Consider the following 16,460-nt stretch of genomic DNA (forward strand, 5'->3'; position numbering starts at 1 on the left):
GCCCGTGATCAATAATTCTGCGGGGGTCGCTCGGTCGTGTGCCACCCGCAGCCACCAAGATTGTGCGCATGGTGGTGTACGGCACGCAGGTATGTGGTGATTTGACGCTCGGTGCGACACGTGAGTGGCTTGTCCCGGATGGCACCGGTGGCTACGCGATGGGCACCGTCTCGGGACTGCGGACGCGGCGGTACCACGGGCTGCTCGTCCTGGCCGAGCCCGGCCGACCGGCCCGGCGGCACCTGGCGCTCGCCGCCCTCGACCCGGTGATCACCCTGCCCTCGGGCGCGGAGATCGAGCTCGCGGTCCACGAGTGGGCCGGTGGCGCGGTCAGCCCGGCGGGCCACGCCCTGCTGGAGCGGTTCGAGCTGGTCGACGGCCTGCCCCGCTGGCGCTGGCGGGTCGGCCCGATCGTGATCGAGCGCGAGCTGGCCATGGTCCACGGCCGCGGCCACCTCGGGATCGTGCACCGGGTGATCAGCGCCCCCGGCCCGGTCGACCTGCACCTCAAGGCCCTGGTCACCTGGCGCGACGCGCACGGGGAGCGGACCGCGGGAGGACCGGCGCCGCACGTCGACGCGCACGGGGCCGGGGCCGTGGTCGAGGGCGCCTTCCGGCTCGCCGGGCCGGATTTCCAGAAGATCGGCCAGTGGTACCGCGGGGCCTGGGCGCGCCTCGAGTCCGACCGCGGACTGACGGCCCAGGAGGACCTGTGGTGCGCCGGCCGGTTCACCGCCCGCCTGGAGCCGGGCGCGGCGATCGAGGTCGAGGCCTGGGCCGGAACCGATGACGCCCAGCGCGGCGCGCAGCGGATCATCGACCGGGCCCGGCTGCGCAACCGCGCGCTCACCCACGACGCCGCCGACAAGACAGATGCGGCACTTGTACTGGCGGCAGACGCGTTCGTCGTCGCCGGCGCAGCTGACGCCCCGGACGTGGTGGCCGGCTACCCCTGGTTCGGCACCTGGTCGCGGGACACCATGACCTCGTACGAGGGGCTGTTCCTCTCCACCGGCTGGTACGACGAGGGCCGGGAGCTGCTGCGCGCGTACGCGGCGACGCTCGACGACGGGATGCTCGCCAACACGGCGGACACCGGGCAGACGGAGCACAACACGGTCGACGCCACGCTGTGGTTCCTGCACGCGGTCGAGCGGCATGTCAGCGGTACCGGCGACGACGACCTCGCGGCCGAGCTGCTCCCCGCCCTCGACGGCGTGGTCGCCGCCCACCTGCGCGGCACCCGCTACGGCATCCGGGCCGACGGCGACGGGCTGATCACCCAGGGCGCCCCGGGCGTCGCGCTCACCTGGATGGACGCCCGGGTCGGGGAGATCCCGATCACACCCCGGGCCGGCAAGCCGGTCGAGGTGAACGCGCTGTGGATCAACGGGCTGGCCGGGCTGGCGGTCCTCAACGAGCGGCTCGGCCGCGACGCCGGCCCGATCGCGGCGCTGCTGGACAAGGCGCGGGCGAGCTTCGCGCGCCGCTTCCCGATCGCGCCGCCGTTGCACTCGGCAACCGGCGTGCAGGATGCAAGGCCCCTGTTCGACGTCGTCGACGGGCCCCACGGGGACGACCCGGCGCTGCGGCCGAACCAGCTGCTGGCGTGGAGTCTCCCGTACGGCCCGATGCGCGGCCACCCCGTGCCGGTGGAGCTGTCCGCCCTGTTCACGCCGCTCGGACCACGCAGTTTGGCGGTAGGGGAAGCGGGCTACACCGGGGTGCACGCGGGCGGCCCGGCCGAGCGGGACGCGGCCTACCACCAGGGCACGGTCTGGCCCTGGATGATCGGCCCATACGTTGATACCCATCTGGCTCGATCTGCGAAAAATCACGGTGAGCTACTGGGTGGTATCGAAGCGCATCTGTTCGAGTGGGGTGTAGGTTCGGTCTCCGAGACAGCCGACGGGGACGCTCCGCACCGGGCCACGGGATGTCCGTTCCAGGCCTGGTCGGTCGCGGAGGTGCTCCGCGTTCGAAGGAATGTCGGCTGACCGTTACACCCCAGAAATGAGATTTGCCGCTCTGGTAACCCTCGCCAGGCAGGATGAGTCTCAAGCCCACCCCAACAGCTCACACGCGGGGGAGAAATCGCGTGTGTATGCCCTGCTGCGCGTGGGTATCTGGGCGAGCGTTTTGATCAACGATCTGTGGGGGCGGCCACGTGAGCGAGACCATCGGGACCGGAAGACGACGACCATTGCGCATTCTGATGTTGTCGTGGGAGTACCCGCCGGTGGTGGTCGGCGGGCTCGGGCGGCACGTCCACGCGCTGGCGACGTCGCTGGTCGAGGCGGGCAACGAGGTGACGGTCGTGACCCGGCACGCGCCGGGGGCACCCCTGGAGGAGTACTCCGAGGGGGTGCGCATCGTGCGGGCGGCCGAGGACCCGCCGCTGTTCCCGCTGTCCACGTCCACCCTGCTGGCCTGGACGATGGCGTTCAACCACACGCTGACCCGGGCCGCGCTGCGGGCCGCGGCCACCGGTGAGTACGACGTCATCCACGCCCACGACTGGCTCGTCACGCACACCGCGGTGACCCTCAAGGAGAGCCTCGACCTGCCGCTGGTGGCGACCATCCACGCCACCGAGGCCGGCCGGCACCAGGGCTGGCTGCCCGACGAGATGAACAAGTGCATCCACTCCGTGGAGTGGTGGCTCGGGCACGAGGCCTGCCGGGTGATCGTCTGCTCCGAGTACATGCGCTGGGAGGTCACGCGCCTGCTCGACCTCGCCCCGGCGCGGGTGTCGGTGGTCGCCAACGGCGTGGACGCGAGCGTGTGGCGGGCGCCGTCCCGGGCGGTCAACGCGGCCCGCGCGCGGTTCGCGGGGGAGGGGCCCCTGCTGGGGTACGCCGGCCGCCTGGTCTACGAGAAGGGCGTGCAGGACCTCATCGCGGCGCTGCCCGAGCTGCGGGCCCGGCACAACGGGCTCCGCGTGGTCATCGCCGGCGACGGCCCGCACAAGGGCGAGCTGCTGGAGGAGGTCCGCCGGCTGCGGCTGCAGCGGGCCGTCTCCTTCGCCGGGTTCATGGGCGAGGGCGAGCTGCCCGCGCTCATGGCCGCCACCGACGCGCTGGTCGTGCCGAGCATCTACGAGCCGTTCGGCATGGTCGCGCTGGAGGGCGCCTCGGCCGGCGCCCCGCTCGCGGTGGCCGCGACCGGCGGCCTGGCCGAGATCGTCGAGCCCGGCGTGACCGGCGTGACCTTCCCGGCCAAGAGCCCCGACGCGCTCGCCGCCTCGGTCGCCACCCTGCTGGAGGACGAGCCGTTCGCCCGCCGGGTCGCCAAGCAGGCCCGCTCCATGGTCAGCGAGCGCTACGGCTGGTCGACCATCGCCGGCGACACGGCCGACGTGTACGGCACCGCGATCACCGAGGCCCCCGGCTTCGCGGCCAAGCAGGCGGCGGCGTTCCTGGAGCACGGGCGCCCGCAGATCGTCGTACCGGACGGTAACCTTCTGAGCTCCGACCTGCTCGTTTGATACATCAAGTTTCCGACTGACCCCGGCATCCACATTTGCCGGGGTCGGTCACATTTTGGGTCTCGCCAGGGCGTTCCATCCCCGGTACGGTTTGCCAGGAACAGCGACCGGAATCGATCAGGACGGCAACTGGGTTGAGCGGCAGCGCCGACGAGGTCCTCGGCAACAGATATCGGCTGATCGCACCCGTCGGCACCGGCGGTATGGCCGTGGTCTGGCGCGCCCGTGACCTCGTGCTCGACCGGGACGTCGCCGTGAAGCTGCTCGCCGGGGAGCTGGCCAGCAAGGCCGGCAACCGCGAGCGGATCCGCTCCGAGGCCCAGGTCGTGGCCCGCCTGCAGCACCCCAACATCACCGCCGTGCACGACTACGGCGAGGCCGGGGACGTCTCCGCCGGGCGCAACGGCCGCCGCCCGTACGTCGTGATGGAGCTCCTCGAGGGCGAGCTGCTCTCCGACCGGCTCCGCTCCGGGCCCATGTCGTGGCGCCGGGCCACCCAGATCTGCGCGCAGGTCGCCGCCGGGCTGGCCGCCGCGCACGAGAAGGGCATCGTCCACCGCGACATCAAGCCGAGCAACGTCATGCTGACCTCGGCCGGGGCCAAGATCCTCGACTTCGGCGTGGCCGGGCTGGCCGGCTCCTACGACCCCGACGACGAGCGCGACGGCACCGTCTTCGGCACCCCGGCCTACCTGGCCCCCGAGCGCCTGCTCGGCGGCGGGGTCGTCTCGGCCACCGACGTGTACACCGTCGGCCTGCTCGTGTACCGCTGCCTCACCGACCGCCTGCCCTGGCACGCGGACACGCCGACGCAGATGATCGCCAACCACGTGTACGAGCCGCCGCACCCGCTGCCGGAGATCCCCGGCATGCCCGGCGACGTGGCCAAGCTCATCACCCGGTGCCTGGCCAAGGACCCGGACGTCCGCCCGCCCGCGGCCGAGGTGGCCCGGGTGCTGGCCGGTGCGACCGGCATCCACATCGTGCTGCCCGGCCAGGACGCCTCCTCCACCCAGGAGGTGCACGCGCCGCCGGCCGGCGAGGACCTCCCGCCGCGGCGCCCCGAGTTACCGGCGCGGCGCCCCGGAGGCAGTCAGCACCGGGCCGCCGCCAGCCGGACCGCCCGGCGCACCTGGGTCGCGGTCGTGGCCACCCTGGTCGCGGCCGGCGCCACGACCGGAATGATCATCTGGAAGCCGTGGGCGCCCAAGCCCGGCTGCAACGTCGACTTCTACATCCACCCCGTGAACACGGCCGGAGTGGACAAGGGCTTCGAGGCGCGCGTTACGGTTGCCAACATCGGCAACCGCACGCTCGACCCCTGGCAGCTGGTCTTCATCTTCCGAGGTGGCCAGCAGATCGACCATGTCGAGGGGGTCGGCGCCTACGAGCCCGGCATCGGCGGCCAGCGGATCAACGGCCAGAGCCCGCTCCCGCCCGGCAAGGCGGTCACCTTCGGCATCTGGGGCCACGGCGGGGCGGGCAACCCGCCGCTGCCGCCGAGCGGCTTCACGCTCAACGACACCGCCTGCGACCTGCGCCTGGAGATGCGCCGGCCGGACTCCGAGCTGCCCGCGATCACTGAGAACGTCGACGCCCCGGCGGAGAAGGCCCGCCCGCCGGCCGGCCAGGGGGGCCCGCCTCCGGGTGGCGACCCCAACGGCGGCCCGGGCGGTCCGGGCGGCCCCGGAGACCCGAACAACCCGTTCGACCCGAACAACCCGAACCCGAACCAGAGCCAGCGGCTGCCGGGTCAGACCCCGCCGGCGTACGTGCAGACGAACCCGTCGGTCAACCAGCGCGCCCGGCGCCGGCGGCATGCCTGAGACGACCGGCCCCGTCGGCTTCGTGTTCGGAGGCGGCGGGGTGCTCGGGGCGTACGAGGTGGGCATGGTCCGCGCCGTGCTGCACTACGGCATCCGGCCGGACTTCGTGCTCGGCACCTCCATCGGGGCGATCAACGGCGCGGCCGTCGCCGCCGGCCCCGACGAGCAGGTCGCCGACCGGCTCACCGAGCTGTGGGCCTCGCCGCAGGCCCGCGCCGTGTACGGCGACTCGCTGCCCCGCCAGATCGGCCGCTTCGCCCGCCGGACCCACCTGCACTCGCCCGGCCCGCTGCGGCGCACCCTGGAGCGCGAGCTCGGGATCGACACCCGCTTCGAGGATCTGGCGGTGCCGTTCCACTGCTGCGCGGCCAGCATCGAGCGGGCCTCCGAGCACTGGTTCTCGTCGGGCCCGCTGATCGACGCCGTGCTCGCGTCGTCGGCGGTGCCGGGGCTCCTGCCGCCGGTACACCTGGGGCAGGAGCATTTCATCGACGGCGGCATCGTCAACTCCGTGCCCGTCGGCCACGCGGTCGCCCTCGGCGCCCGGACCGTGTTCGTGATGCAGGTCGGGCGGATCGAGCGGCCCCTGCGCCCGCCCCGCCGGCCGTGGGACGTGGCCCAGGTCGCCTTCGAGGTCGCCCGCCGGCACCGCTTCGCCCGCGAGCTGCAGGAGGCGCCCGACGACGTGGCGGTGCACGTGCTGCCCACCGGCGGCGGTTCGGCGAAGGACGACTCTCCGCTGTCGTACCGCAACTTCGCCGCCGCCCGCGGCCGGATCGAGCGCGCCTACGAGGCGACCTGCGCGTACCTCGAGGGCCTGGCCTAGATGCCGCCCCGCTGGATCCGCCGGCTCGTGCTGACCCCGATCCTCCTGGTCGTCATCGCGGCGCTGCTGCTCACCATGCCGCTCTGGCTGCTCATCGCCGGCGTCCTGGGCCCGCTGGGCTCCGGGCGGCTGCGGGCGCTGCGGGTGTCGTGGATGCTCGCGGTGTACCTCTTCCTGGAGGTCGTCGCGCTCGTCGTGCTGTTCGCGCTGTGGGTCGGCAGCGGCTTCGGCTGGCGGCTGCGCGGCCCGCGGTTCCAGCGCGCCCATTACGTGCTCACCGGCACGTTTCTGCGGATTCTGTACCACCAGGCGCGCTGGGCCCTCGGCGTGAAGGTCTCCGTCGTCGGTACCGATCCCGACGTCGCCGCCCCCGGCCAGCCCGAGCTCGTCTTCTGCCGGCACGCCGGGCCGGGCGACTCGTTCCTGCTGGTCCACTCGCTGATCAACTGGTTCGACCGCGAGCCGCGGATCGTGCTCAAGCAGACCCTGCAGTGGGACCCGGTCATCGACGTGATGCTGAACCGGCTGCCGAACCACTTCGTGACGTACGGCGCGAACAGCGAGGAGCGCATCAGCGAGCTCTCCACCGGGCTGGACGAGAACGACGTGCTCGTGCTCTTCCCGGAGGGCGGCAACTTCACCCCCAGCCGCCGCGAGCGGGCCATCCAGCGGCTGCGCGACCTCGGCCTGACCTCCATGGCCGAGCGGGCCGAGCGGATGCGGCACGTGCTCGCCCCGCGCCCCGGCGGCACCCTGGCCGCCCTGGACGCCGCGCCCGAGGCCGGCGTGATCTGGGTGGCCCACACCGGGCTGGAGAAACTGCTCACCGTGGGTGACCTGTGGTCGCACCTGCCGCTGGACCTGACGATCACCATGCGCTGGTGGTCGGTCGAGCCGTCGGAGATCCCGCAGGGGCGCGAGGAGCGGGTCGAATGGCTGTACGAGTGGTGGGCCAAGATCGACGATTGGATCGATCACCACAACCCGTGAGGATGCCGCCCGCCGCGTAGGGAAGAATGGTCCGATGCGATTCGGTGTGCTGGGCACGGGACATTGGGCGACGGTCACGCAGGCGGCCGCGCTGGCGACTCACCCTTCGGCGACGCTCGCGGGCGTCTGGGGCCGCAGCCCCGACAAGGTGGCCGACATGGCCTCCCGCTACGGCGTCCCCGGCCACACCGACCTCGACGCCCTGCTCGCCGACGTCGACGCGGTCGCGATCGCCGTGCCGCCGGACGTGCAGGCCGACCTCGCCGTGCGGGCCGCCAAGGCCGGCAAGCACCTGCTGCTGGACAAGCCCCTCGCCCTCGACCCGGCCGCGGCCGACGAGGTCGTCGCCGCGGCCGACGCGGCCGGGGTCGCCACGGTGGTCTTCTTCACCAACCGCTTCGTCCCGTCGATCGAGTCCTTCCTGACCGCCAACGCGGAGCTCGGCGGCTGGTACGCGGCCCACGGCACCATGTACACCTCGATCTTCCAGCCCGGGAACCCGTACTCCGGCTCGGTCTGGCGCAAGCAGCACGGCGGCCTGTGGGACCTGGGGCCGCACGCGCTGTCGGTGATCCTGCCGCTGCTCGGCCCGGTCGTGGACCTCTCGGCCGCCGAGGGCCCGCGCGACACCGCCCACCTGCTGCTGCGCCACGAGGGCGGCGCGGCGAGCACGCTGTCGCTGACCCTGGACGCGGCCCCGGACGCGACGAGCTTCGGCTTCTCGTACTTCGGCGAGCACGGCGCCACTACGCTGCCCGAGTGGGACGCGACGCAGGTCGAGGCGTTCGGCAACGCGGTGAACGCGCTGCTGGACGTGGTCTCGACCGGCAACCGGCACGCCTGCGACGCCGCCTTCGGCGCTTCGGTGGTGCGCATCCTCTCCGCCGCGGAGCGGGCGCGCACCTCCTCCACCATCGTCACCGTCTGAGCTTTTGCCCTGGGTCGGGTGTTCATCGCATCCGGCCCATCGCGTTGCGCAGGCGGTGCAGGTCTCGCAGGCGTCGCTCGTACGTCACGGCCAGCCCGACCAGCACCGCCCCGGCCACGGCGAGCGGCGCCCAGCGGGGGAGCAGGTCCCAGTAGACGACGACCTCGTGCCAGGCGAGGACGGCCAGCACCAGACCGCCGGTGACGATGGGCGCCTTGAGGCGGAGCAGGGCCCCGGCGAGTACCACGGCGACGGCCCCGATCCCGAGCAGCAGCCGCCGCCCGGGGTCGCCCGGCGTCACGATCACCAGCGCGAGGCTGGGCAGCATCCCGGCGAGCAGCCCCGGCCCGAACGCCGTCCAGCTGCCGAGGCTCGGGTTCCGGCGGGCGGCGAACCACCCGACGACGAGCGCGGCGACGCCGGCGGGCGCGGTGTAGGCCTCGACGACCCCGACGTGCTCGGCGACCAGCATGAACTCGTACGCCACGACCTCGGCCAGGACGGCCGCCACCGTGTACGCGAGCCGGGCCGGCCCGCCGATCGCCCGGAGCCCGAGCGCGACGCCCCAGAGCGCGGCGATCCCGGCCGCGGCGCCCAGGTCCCCGATCGCCAGGAGGAAGGCGATCACGCCCACGGCGTGCGCGACGGCATCGAGGATCGGCCCCTCGATCTCGCGGCTTTGGAGCAGATAGCCGGCACCGAGGGCGACCGCCGCGGCGCCGAGCACGACGTACGCGGTCGCGGCCAGCGGGAGGTCGGCCGCCTGCCCGGTCGCGAAGGCGAACCAGGCCAGGGCGACCCCGCCGACCGGCCAGGCGATCGCGCGGGCCACGACGCTGCGTCCGGCGACTCCGGCCGCGGCGGCCGCGACGACGACCGCGCCGAGCGCGGCCAGGGTCGACCAGGAGGTGGCCAGCAGCCCGGCCATGCCGGGCACGATCCCGAACCAGCAGGTCACCGCCCCGACCACCGTGCCGGCGGAGGGCTTGCGCAGGGCGGCCCCGAGCGCGGTGACCAGCCCGGTCGCGAGCGTCACCGCCGGCACCACCGGCCACGGCGCCCCGATCGCCACGCACCCGAGCACGGCCGCGAGCAGGGCCGGCGGGGCGGCGAGGCTCCACCGTCCCAGCTTGAACCTGCCTGCCACCAGTACGGCCAGGCCGGCCAGCACCGCGAGCGTCACGGCCGCGGCGGCGGGGCCGAACGCCGAGGGCTCGTTCTCCCACCAGGCGGAGCCTTCGGGGCCGAGGCCGACCCCGCTCGGCGCGCCGGACCAGATCGCCCCGAGCCAGGAGAGGGGCCGCAGCAGCACGTCGAGTACGGCGGGCAGCAGCGAGATCACCGCGAGCACCGCCGGGATGACCGCCGCCACGGCATGCCCGGCGTGCGCCGCCCCGTCCGACACCCGCCACCTCGCGACCGGCGTTGCGTTCTGCCCTTGCTCATCGCGGACGGTGCCGTGCTCATCGGGGGCGATGCCGGCCTCATCGCGGGCGTTGCCGGCCGGTGGTGGGGTTGCATTTCGGCCTTGCTCACCGCGCGCGTTGCCGGCCGGAACCGACGTTGCATTCCGGCGTTGCTCATCGCGTGCGTCGTTGGCCGGAACTGACGTTGCATTTCGGCCTTGGTCACCGCGCGCGTCGTTGGCTGGAACGGACGTTGCATTCCGGCCTTGCTCACCGTGCGCGTTGCCGGCCGGAACTGACGTTGCATTCCGGCGTTGCTCCCCGCGCGCGTTGTCGGCCGGAACCGGAGTTGCAGTATGTGCAAGCGGGTTGCCATTCGCGGCCGGCGTGAAGGCCCGGGCGGCAAACCAGGTGCAGAGAAGGGCGGCCGCGGCGTACGTGCCGAACCAGGTCGCCCCGCCGTTCACGCTCGTCTCGGCCACGGCCGCGATCGCCACCCCGGCGCCCGCGACTGCGGTGGCCAGAGTCCCGGCGTTCCAGGCCCGGTTGCGCAACGCCACCGCGGCCGCCGTCACCAGCGCGAGGCCGACCGCGGCACCGGCGAGCGCGGTGCCGCCGAGCGCGGTGCCGCCGAGCGCGGTGCCGCCGAGCGCGGTGCCGCCGAGCGCGGTGCCGGCGGAGAGCTCGCGAGCGGCGGCCGCCCCCAGGACCGGCAGGCTCAGCAGCGCCACCGTGCCCGCGACGAGCCCCGGCCCACGGGCGGAGACCCGGATCGCGACGGAGGCGGCGACCAGTCCGAGCACCGCGTACGCCCCCAGCGTCACCGGCGGCGTCACCAGCCCCGCCACGGCCAGGTGCGCCGCCACGAACGGCATCGCCGCCAGCGCGACCCGCGACGGCCAGGCGGCCAGGATCGCGAGCGCCGCCGCGTCGAACAGGCAGGCCAGCGCCGGGTCGGCCCCGCTCGCGATCGCACCGGGCGTTGCGTACGCCAGGAGCACGAGCGCCGCCACCAGAATCACCCGCGTCATGACCGTTACCACCGGCAGACCTGCGCCGGTTCGTTCCGCGCCGCCGCCCGCGGGCGCACTGGTGGCGAGGCCGCGCGTTCGGGTGGACGGGGCCTGCGCCGGTGTTTCTGCGCCGCCGCTCGCTGGCGCAGTGGTGGCGAGGCCGCGCGTTCGGGTGGACGGGGCCTGCGCCGGTGTTTCTGCGCCGCCGCCCGCGGGCGCAGTGGTGGCGAGGCCGCGCGTTCGGGTGGACGGGGCCTGCGCCGGTGTTTCTGCGCCGCCGCTCGCGGGCGCAGTGGTGGCGAGGCCGCGCGTTCCCGTCGACGGGCGGGTCAGCAGCCAGACCGCCGCGGCCAGGACGACCAGGGCCGCCGGTTCCTGCCAGCCGAAGAGCGGAGTCCCGGAGGTGGCCGGGTCCGCGTTCCAGGCGGGGAGCGCGTGCACCGCGGTACGCGCGGCGGCGAGGCCGGCGAAGGCCGCATAGGGCACGGCGAACGCCAGGCTCATGACGAGCGCGCCGATCCGCGTCCCGGCCCGGAAGCGGCGCGGGGTCACCAGTGCGGCGCCGGCGAGGAGCAGGATGAGGACGGCGAAGGCGACGTACCGCTGCGCGGGGAACACCTCGGCGACCAGCCGCGCCGCGCCGAGCGTGACGATGCCCGTGGCGATCCCCGCACCCAGGTTCGCCGTCCGCGGGTGCATCGCCCCGGCCGTGACGACCAGCGCGGCCAGCAGCACCAGCACCCCGGCGATCCGCAGCGCGGCCGGCACGTGCTCGACCGTGGCCAGCGCGTGCAGCGCCGGCGGGAGCGCGGCCAGCACCGCCGCGCCCGCCGCGGCCCAGGCCACCGGCTCGACCGTCCGGGCCAGCAGCAGCGCGACGGCCGCCACGCAGACGAAGACGAGCGTCCACCCGGTAGCGCCGAACCCGCGGTGCAGAGCCAGCAGCGGCAACACCGGTTGGATCGCGACCACCGCCGCCAGCCGGGGCGCCCGCAGCCTGGTCAGCGCCGCATACCCGCCGGCAATCACGGCCGTCGCGGCAAACGTGATCCCGGCATAGGTGGTGGGAAGCGTGCCGCGGGCGAGCCCGGCAAGGTTGACGTACCACGCCGCGTACCCGTCGAGCACGACCAGCAACAGCCCGAGCGACGCGAACGTCTCAGCCGTCGCCCGCAGCCCCCGCCGCATGACCAGCGGCGGGACGGCGAGGGTGAGCAGCGTGACCACCGCGAGAATGGTCGCCCGCCCGAGCACCCCGAAGCTGGCCCACGCGACCGCGGTGAACACGATCGCGGCCGCGGCCAGCAGCAGCCCGCCGAGCACGAACAGCACGTTCTGCACCGTCTTGGTCGACGCCTCGGACCGCCCCGCCGAAGCCGGCGCCGCCCCGCCCACCGGCGAAGGCGTCATGCCCGGCCGCAGCACCGCACCCGGCGGCAACGTCACGAACGGCGGCTGAGCCGTCGCACCCGGCATTGCACCGGGCATTGCACCGGGCATTGCACCGGGCATTGCACCGGGCATTGCACCGGGCATTGCACCGGGCACTGCACCGGGCACTGCACCGGGCATTGCACCCGGCACCGCGCCCGGCGTTGCGCCGGGCATTGCACCCGGCATTGCACCGGGCACTGCACCCGGCATTGCACCGGGCACTGCACCGGGCACTGCACCGGGCATTGCACCGGGCACCGCGCCCGCGTGCGGGACCGATCCGGCCGGTGTCGCGCCTGGCACTGCGCCCGTCGCCGGGACTGTCGTGCCCTGCGGCGAGGTCCATCCGCTCTGCGTCGTGCCCGCGGGCGAGGGGCTCATGCCCGGCGTCGGGACCGGCCCGGTCGGCGTCGTGCCCTGTGTCGGGGTCGGCCCGCTCGGCGTCGTGCCCTGTGTCGGGGTCGGCCCGGTCGGCGTCGTGGCCGGCGGGGTCGGAGCGCCCGGCGCCGTGGCCGGCGGGGTCTGCGCGCCTGGGGTCGTGGCCGAGGCCGGAGGCGTTGTGCCTGGCGTCGGGGTCGCCGATGGGGGCGCCACGATGGTGGGAGTGGGCGGCATGAAGCGCGGCACTGGGAGTACACCGGAAGCGAGGACCGCTGCCTTCACCCGCGCGGCGACGATGTTGCGCTGGGAGACTGCCGCGTTGTAGGCGAGCACGGCCGAGCCGAAGCGCGTGCGGGCCGCCTCGGTTTCGGTGTGCAGGTCGCGCAGGCGGGCGTTGAGGCGCAGGACCTCGGCCGCGTCGGGGAAGGGCGGGCGCCCACAGCCGCGGCACCCGGCGTCGAGGTCGGCCGGTGCGCCGCAGAACGGGCACGGATAGCTCACCATGCCGATCAGCATGCGGCAGCGGGGCAGGAAGCGAATCGGCGTTCCTACTCAACCGGGCCTGAGTACCCGCGCTTTCTGTCCCGGGCACGACGGGGCATGCTGTCGTGATGCGGTTGCTGAGCGAGGACGAGTACAGGGCGACCATGGAGCCGGAGCCGGTGCAGATCGGACCGGACGACGAGCCGCCGTTCGACTTCTGGCCCTACTTCGACCAGATCCCGCGGGCCGACCTGCAGGGGCACGACTTCTCGGAGGGCACCGTCACGTACGCGTGGCACATGCCCCAGCGCAACCTCCAGCACGTCCTGGTCAACTGCGAGCGCGCCAACGTCTTTCTGGTACTCGTGCTCGACCTGACCGCCAAGGTCGTCCTCGGTCACTATCTGCTGGACATCATGGCCGTTTAGGCGTCGAGCCCCCGCTCGATCGCGTACCGCACCAGGTCCACCCGGCTGTGCAACTGCAACTTGCCGAGCGTGTTCTGCACGTGGTTCTGCACCGTCCGGTGGGACAGCACCAGCCGCTCGGCGATCTCCCGGTACGTCACGCCCTTCGCCACCAGCCGCAACACCTCGGTCTCCCGCTCGGTGAGCCGCGGCGCGTCGGGGTCCTCGGCCCGCGTCACACTGGCGAGCCGCCGGAACTCCCCGAGCACCAGCCCCGCCAGCCCCGGCGTGAACACGGGGTCCCCATGCGCCGTCCGCCGCACCGCGGCCAGGAACTCCTCACGGGCCGCCGACTTCACGAGGTACCCGGTCGCCCCGGCCTTCACCGCGTCGAGCACATCCTGCTGCTCCCCGCTGGCCGACAACATGAGAATCCGCGCCTCGGGACACGACGCCAGCACGCCCTGAATCACCTCGACCCCGGACAGGTCGGGCAGCTGCAGATCGAGCACCACCACCGCGGGCCGCACCGACCCCGCGATCCGCACGGCCTGGGCACCCTCCCCGACGGCGGCGACGACCTCGTACCCGGCCTCGGCCAGATCCCGGGCCACCCCCTCGCGCCACATCGGATGGTCATCGACCACCATCACCCGCAGCTTCGCCCCGTCGTCCACATGAGCAGCCTAATCAATCCCACGACCACAGAACGTTCCGGCTCGGTACCGTTTCCGCGCCCACCAACGGCCGCGACGCGCTTGGCGCCGTCCCGCGCGAGGTGCGGCCGCCGCGATGGCGTTTCCGCTCGGCGGGATGCTCACCACGGCCGGGTGGGCTCTCGCGGCGGCGCCGATTCCGTGCGTGACGTGCTCGCCGTGGTTCCGTTCCGCGCGCGGGTTGTTCGCGGGGCGCGCACGATGCTGGTTCCGTGCACTTCGGGTTTCGCGGCGTGGTGTCTCCGTGCAGTGGGTGGTGCCGTTCCGCGCGAGGTGTGGCGGCAGTGATGGTGTTTCCGTACGGCTGGGTGCTCATGACGGCCGGATGGGCCTTCGCGCCGGCGCCGATTCCGTGCGGCGGGCGCGCCCGATGGCGTCTCCGCGCGGCGGGCGCGCGGTGGTGTCACCGTGCGGCGGGGTGCCCGGCGGGACGCGGCGCGGGCGGCCGGGGATCGGGCGGCCGGGGATGCGGCGCGGTTCGGGTCAGCGTGGGACGGTGAGTTCCACCTCGGTCCCGTTGCCGCGGGCCGAGCTCACCGTCACCGAGCCGCCCAGATCCCGGATGCGCCCCCGGATCGACTGGGCGACGCCGAGCCGGCCGTCGCGCTCGGCCTCGGCGAGGCGGCCGTCGGGGATGCCGGTGCCGTCGTCGCGTACCGAGACCGTGACGCGGTCGGCGAGCTCCTCCAGCAGGATCCAGGCGCGCGCCCGCTCGCCCGCGTGGCGTTCCACGTTGTCCAGGGCCGCGCCGACCGCGGCCGCCACCTCGGCCGCGACCGAGGCCGGCAGCAGGACCGGGGTGGCGGGGGCGGCGATGGTCACGGCCGCCGAGCCGTACGCGTTCAGCAGGGGGCGCAGGTCGATCACGGCCACGGCGGGCGCGGCGGCGGGGGCGGGGGAGTTGGCGGCGACCAGCGAGCGCAGCACCGACTCCTGCTCGCCGGCCAGCCGGCCGAGCTCCGCGGCCTCGCCGCCGAGTTCGGTGCCGCGGCGCTGGACCAGGGCCAGGACCTGCAGGACCGAGTCGTGGATGCCGCGGGCCAGGCGTTCGCGCTCGCGGGTGGACGCCTCCAGCTCGATGGCGCGCTGCAGGCGGGCCTCGGCGTCGATGGCCAGGCGGGCGATGTGGCCGACGCCGATGCCGACCAGGATCATGAGGACCGGGCCGTTGGCGGTGGCCTGGCTGAAGCCGTTGCGTACGATCACGTCGGCCACGCTGAGCAGGATGGCGGCGATCGCGCCGCGCCTCCGGCCGCCCGAGATGGCCCAGGCCACGACCGGGCTCGCCACCCAGGCCATGGGCAGCGTGGGGGCGCCGACGCCCAGGCCGGACGGGTTCACGATCCAGCGGGAGGCGAGCAGGCAGCCCGCCGCGACGGCGAGGTCGGCGACGAGCAGGGGCCAGCCCCGCCGCTCGGGCCGCGCATACGCGAGGCTGCTGACCGCGGTCCACACGGTCATCGCCGCGACGATGAGCCAGCCGCCGAGCGGCCAGGCGTACTCGCGGAAGTTGTTGACCATGAGCACCGCGGCATATCCGAGCGCGGCGAAGCGGAAGACGAGCAGCGCACGCCACAGCGGGCCCTCCAGCCCCGGAAGGCGCCGCCGCTCATCCCCGCCGACACTCACGTCAGCCCGCCCCGCGCACCAAACCGCCCGCGGAAAGGCCCGCCCCGTGCAACGAACCGCCCGTGGGAAGCCCCGCCCCGCGCGACAAACCGCCCGCGGGAAGCCTCGCCCCGGGCAGGAAACGGCCCGTGGGAAGGCCCGCGCCGCGCAAGCGACCGCCCGCGGGAAGGCCTCGCCACAAGCGACGCCCCGCCCACGACCGGCGCTCGGCCGAAGCCAAGCCCCCGCGCGGTCACGGCTGGTCCGGCACCCAGTGCACCGGCGGCAGCCCCGCCTCTTCCAGCGCCGCGTTGACCTTGCTGAACGGCTTCGACCCCAGGAACCCGGCCGGGTTCATCGGCGACGGGTGCCCGGCCTCGATGACCACGTGCTGCGGGTTGGTCACGAGCACGGCCTTCTTCCGCGCGTACCCGCCCCAGAGCACGAACACCACCCGCCGGTCGAAGGCGTTCAGCGCCTGGATCGCCGCGTCCGTGAAGTGCTCCCAGCCCTTGCCCGCGTGCGAGGCGGCCTTCCCGGCGCGCACCGTCAGCACCGCGTTGAGCAGCAGCACCCCGTCCGCCGCCCACGGGGTCAGGTCGCCGTTGGCCGGCGGGGTCACGCCCAGGTCCTCGCGCATTTCCTTGTACACGTTGCGCAGCGACGGCGGCACCGACACGCCCGGGCGCACCGAGAAGCTCAGGCCGTGCGCCTGGCCCTCCTTGAAGTACGGGTCCTGGCCCAGGATGAGCACCCGCGCCTGGTCCGGCGGGCACAGCCGGAACGCGGTGAACAGGTCGGGCAGCGGCGGGTAGACCGGGCCGGCCGCGTACTCGTCGGCCACGAACGCCTGGAGGCGCTGCACGACCTCGAGGTCGAGGTGCGGCTTCATCACGTCACGCCAGCCGGCGGGGAGGAGCTCCAGCAGATCCAACGACATGACGGCACTCTACGA

At 74.0% G+C, this 16,460-nt stretch carries 12 protein-coding genes; 8 read left to right on the forward strand and 4 right to left on the reverse strand.

Features of this window, described 5'->3' with window-relative positions:
• The first annotated feature begins 68 nt into the window (after positions 1-68).
• From ACQPZ4_RS10665 to ACQPZ4_RS10690, 6 genes are all read left to right on the forward strand, one after another.
• On the forward strand, positions 69-1,997 hold the full coding sequence (locus ACQPZ4_RS10665; RefSeq protein WP_433058386.1) for an amylo-alpha-1,6-glucosidase: 1,929 nt from the start codon (positions 69-71) through the stop codon (positions 1,995-1,997).
• Between the two features lie 218 nt (positions 1,998-2,215).
• Complete coding sequence (locus ACQPZ4_RS10670) at positions 2,216-3,487, forward strand: glycosyltransferase family 4 protein (protein ID WP_433066441.1); 1,272 nt, start codon at positions 2,216-2,218, stop codon at positions 3,485-3,487.
• 134 nt (positions 3,488-3,621) lie between these two features.
• Entirely contained in the window at positions 3,622-5,313 is a 1,692-nt protein-coding gene (locus tag ACQPZ4_RS10675) for a protein kinase domain-containing protein (protein ID WP_433058388.1), read from the forward strand.
• Positions 5,306-6,139: a patatin-like phospholipase family protein gene (locus ACQPZ4_RS10680; protein ID WP_433058390.1), complete on the forward strand. Its 834-nt coding sequence runs from the start codon at positions 5,306-5,308 to the stop codon at positions 6,137-6,139. Before ACQPZ4_RS10675 ends, ACQPZ4_RS10680 begins: the two co-directional genes overlap by 8 nt.
• Positions 6,140-7,129: a lysophospholipid acyltransferase family protein gene (locus tag ACQPZ4_RS10685; protein WP_433058392.1), complete on the forward strand. Its 990-nt coding sequence runs from the start codon at positions 6,140-6,142 to the stop codon at positions 7,127-7,129. It abuts the gene before it with no gap.
• A gap of 34 nt (positions 7,130-7,163) precedes the next feature.
• A complete protein-coding gene (locus ACQPZ4_RS10690) occupies positions 7,164-8,057 on the forward strand; it encodes a Gfo/Idh/MocA family protein (protein WP_433058394.1) in 894 nt (297 codons plus the stop codon).
• Positions 8,058-8,079: 22 nt separating this feature from the next.
• Here ACQPZ4_RS10690 and ACQPZ4_RS10695 read toward each other — a convergent pair whose 3' ends face one another.
• A complete protein-coding gene (locus ACQPZ4_RS10695) occupies positions 8,080-11,922 on the reverse strand; it encodes an SCO7613 C-terminal domain-containing membrane protein (protein WP_433058396.1) in 3,843 nt (1,280 codons plus the stop codon).
• A gap of 346 nt (positions 11,923-12,268) precedes the next feature.
• On the opposite strand from ACQPZ4_RS10695, the gene ACQPZ4_RS10700 reads away from it, so the two are divergent.
• Positions 12,269-12,616 (forward strand): hypothetical protein, encoded by a 348-nt coding sequence (locus ACQPZ4_RS10700; protein WP_433058397.1) that lies wholly within the window; start codon positions 12,269-12,271, stop codon positions 12,614-12,616.
• 286 nt (positions 12,617-12,902) lie between these two features.
• Positions 12,903-13,202: a hypothetical protein gene (locus ACQPZ4_RS10705; protein ID WP_433058399.1), complete on the forward strand. Its 300-nt coding sequence runs from the start codon at positions 12,903-12,905 to the stop codon at positions 13,200-13,202.
• On the opposite strand, the gene ACQPZ4_RS10710 is transcribed toward ACQPZ4_RS10705, so the two are convergent.
• From ACQPZ4_RS10710 to ung, 3 genes are all read right to left on the reverse strand, one after another.
• On the reverse strand, positions 13,199-13,831 hold the full coding sequence (locus ACQPZ4_RS10710; RefSeq protein ID WP_433066443.1) for a response regulator: 633 nt from the start codon (positions 13,829-13,831) through the stop codon (positions 13,199-13,201). The genes ACQPZ4_RS10705 and ACQPZ4_RS10710 overlap by 4 nt on opposite strands.
• 549 nt (positions 13,832-14,380) lie before the next feature.
• Positions 14,381-15,526: a MacS family sensor histidine kinase gene (macS, locus tag ACQPZ4_RS10715; protein ID WP_433058400.1), complete on the reverse strand. Its 1,146-nt coding sequence runs from the start codon at positions 15,524-15,526 to the stop codon at positions 14,381-14,383.
• 232 nt (positions 15,527-15,758) lie between these two features.
• Complete coding sequence (ung, locus tag ACQPZ4_RS10720; RefSeq protein ID WP_433058402.1) at positions 15,759-16,445, reverse strand: uracil-DNA glycosylase; 687 nt, start codon at positions 16,443-16,445, stop codon at positions 15,759-15,761.
• Positions 16,446-16,460: the final 15 nt, after the last annotated feature.

The organism is Dactylosporangium sp. CS-033363, assembly GCF_050942475.1.
Lineage (GTDB): Bacteria > Actinomycetota > Actinomycetes > Mycobacteriales > Micromonosporaceae > Dactylosporangium.

What these genes read in the sequence shown, in the direction of transcription:
- ACQPZ4_RS10665 (WP_433058386.1), top strand. Translation starts at nt 69, where the DNA reads ATGGTGGTGTACGGCACGCAGGTATGTGGTGATTTGACGCTCGGTGCG.
- ACQPZ4_RS10685 (WP_433058392.1), top strand. Translation starts at nt 6,140, where the DNA reads ATGCCGCCCCGCTGGATCCGCCGGCTCGTGCTGACCCCGATCCTCCTG.
- ACQPZ4_RS10710 (WP_433066443.1), bottom strand. Translation starts at nt 13,831, where the DNA reads ATGGTGGTCGATGACCATCCGATGTGGCGCGAGGGGGTGGCCCGGGAT.
- ung (WP_433058402.1), bottom strand. Translation starts at nt 16,445, where the DNA reads ATGTCGTTGGATCTGCTGGAGCTCCTCCCCGCCGGCTGGCGTGACGTG.
- ACQPZ4_RS10705 (WP_433058399.1), top strand. Translation starts at nt 12,903, where the DNA reads ATGCGGTTGCTGAGCGAGGACGAGTACAGGGCGACCATGGAGCCGGAG.
- ACQPZ4_RS10680 (WP_433058390.1), top strand. Translation starts at nt 5,306, where the DNA reads ATGCCTGAGACGACCGGCCCCGTCGGCTTCGTGTTCGGAGGCGGCGGG.
- ACQPZ4_RS10690 (WP_433058394.1), top strand. Translation starts at nt 7,164, where the DNA reads ATGCGATTCGGTGTGCTGGGCACGGGACATTGGGCGACGGTCACGCAG.
- ACQPZ4_RS10670 (WP_433066441.1), top strand. Translation starts at nt 2,216, where the DNA reads ATGTTGTCGTGGGAGTACCCGCCGGTGGTGGTCGGCGGGCTCGGGCGG.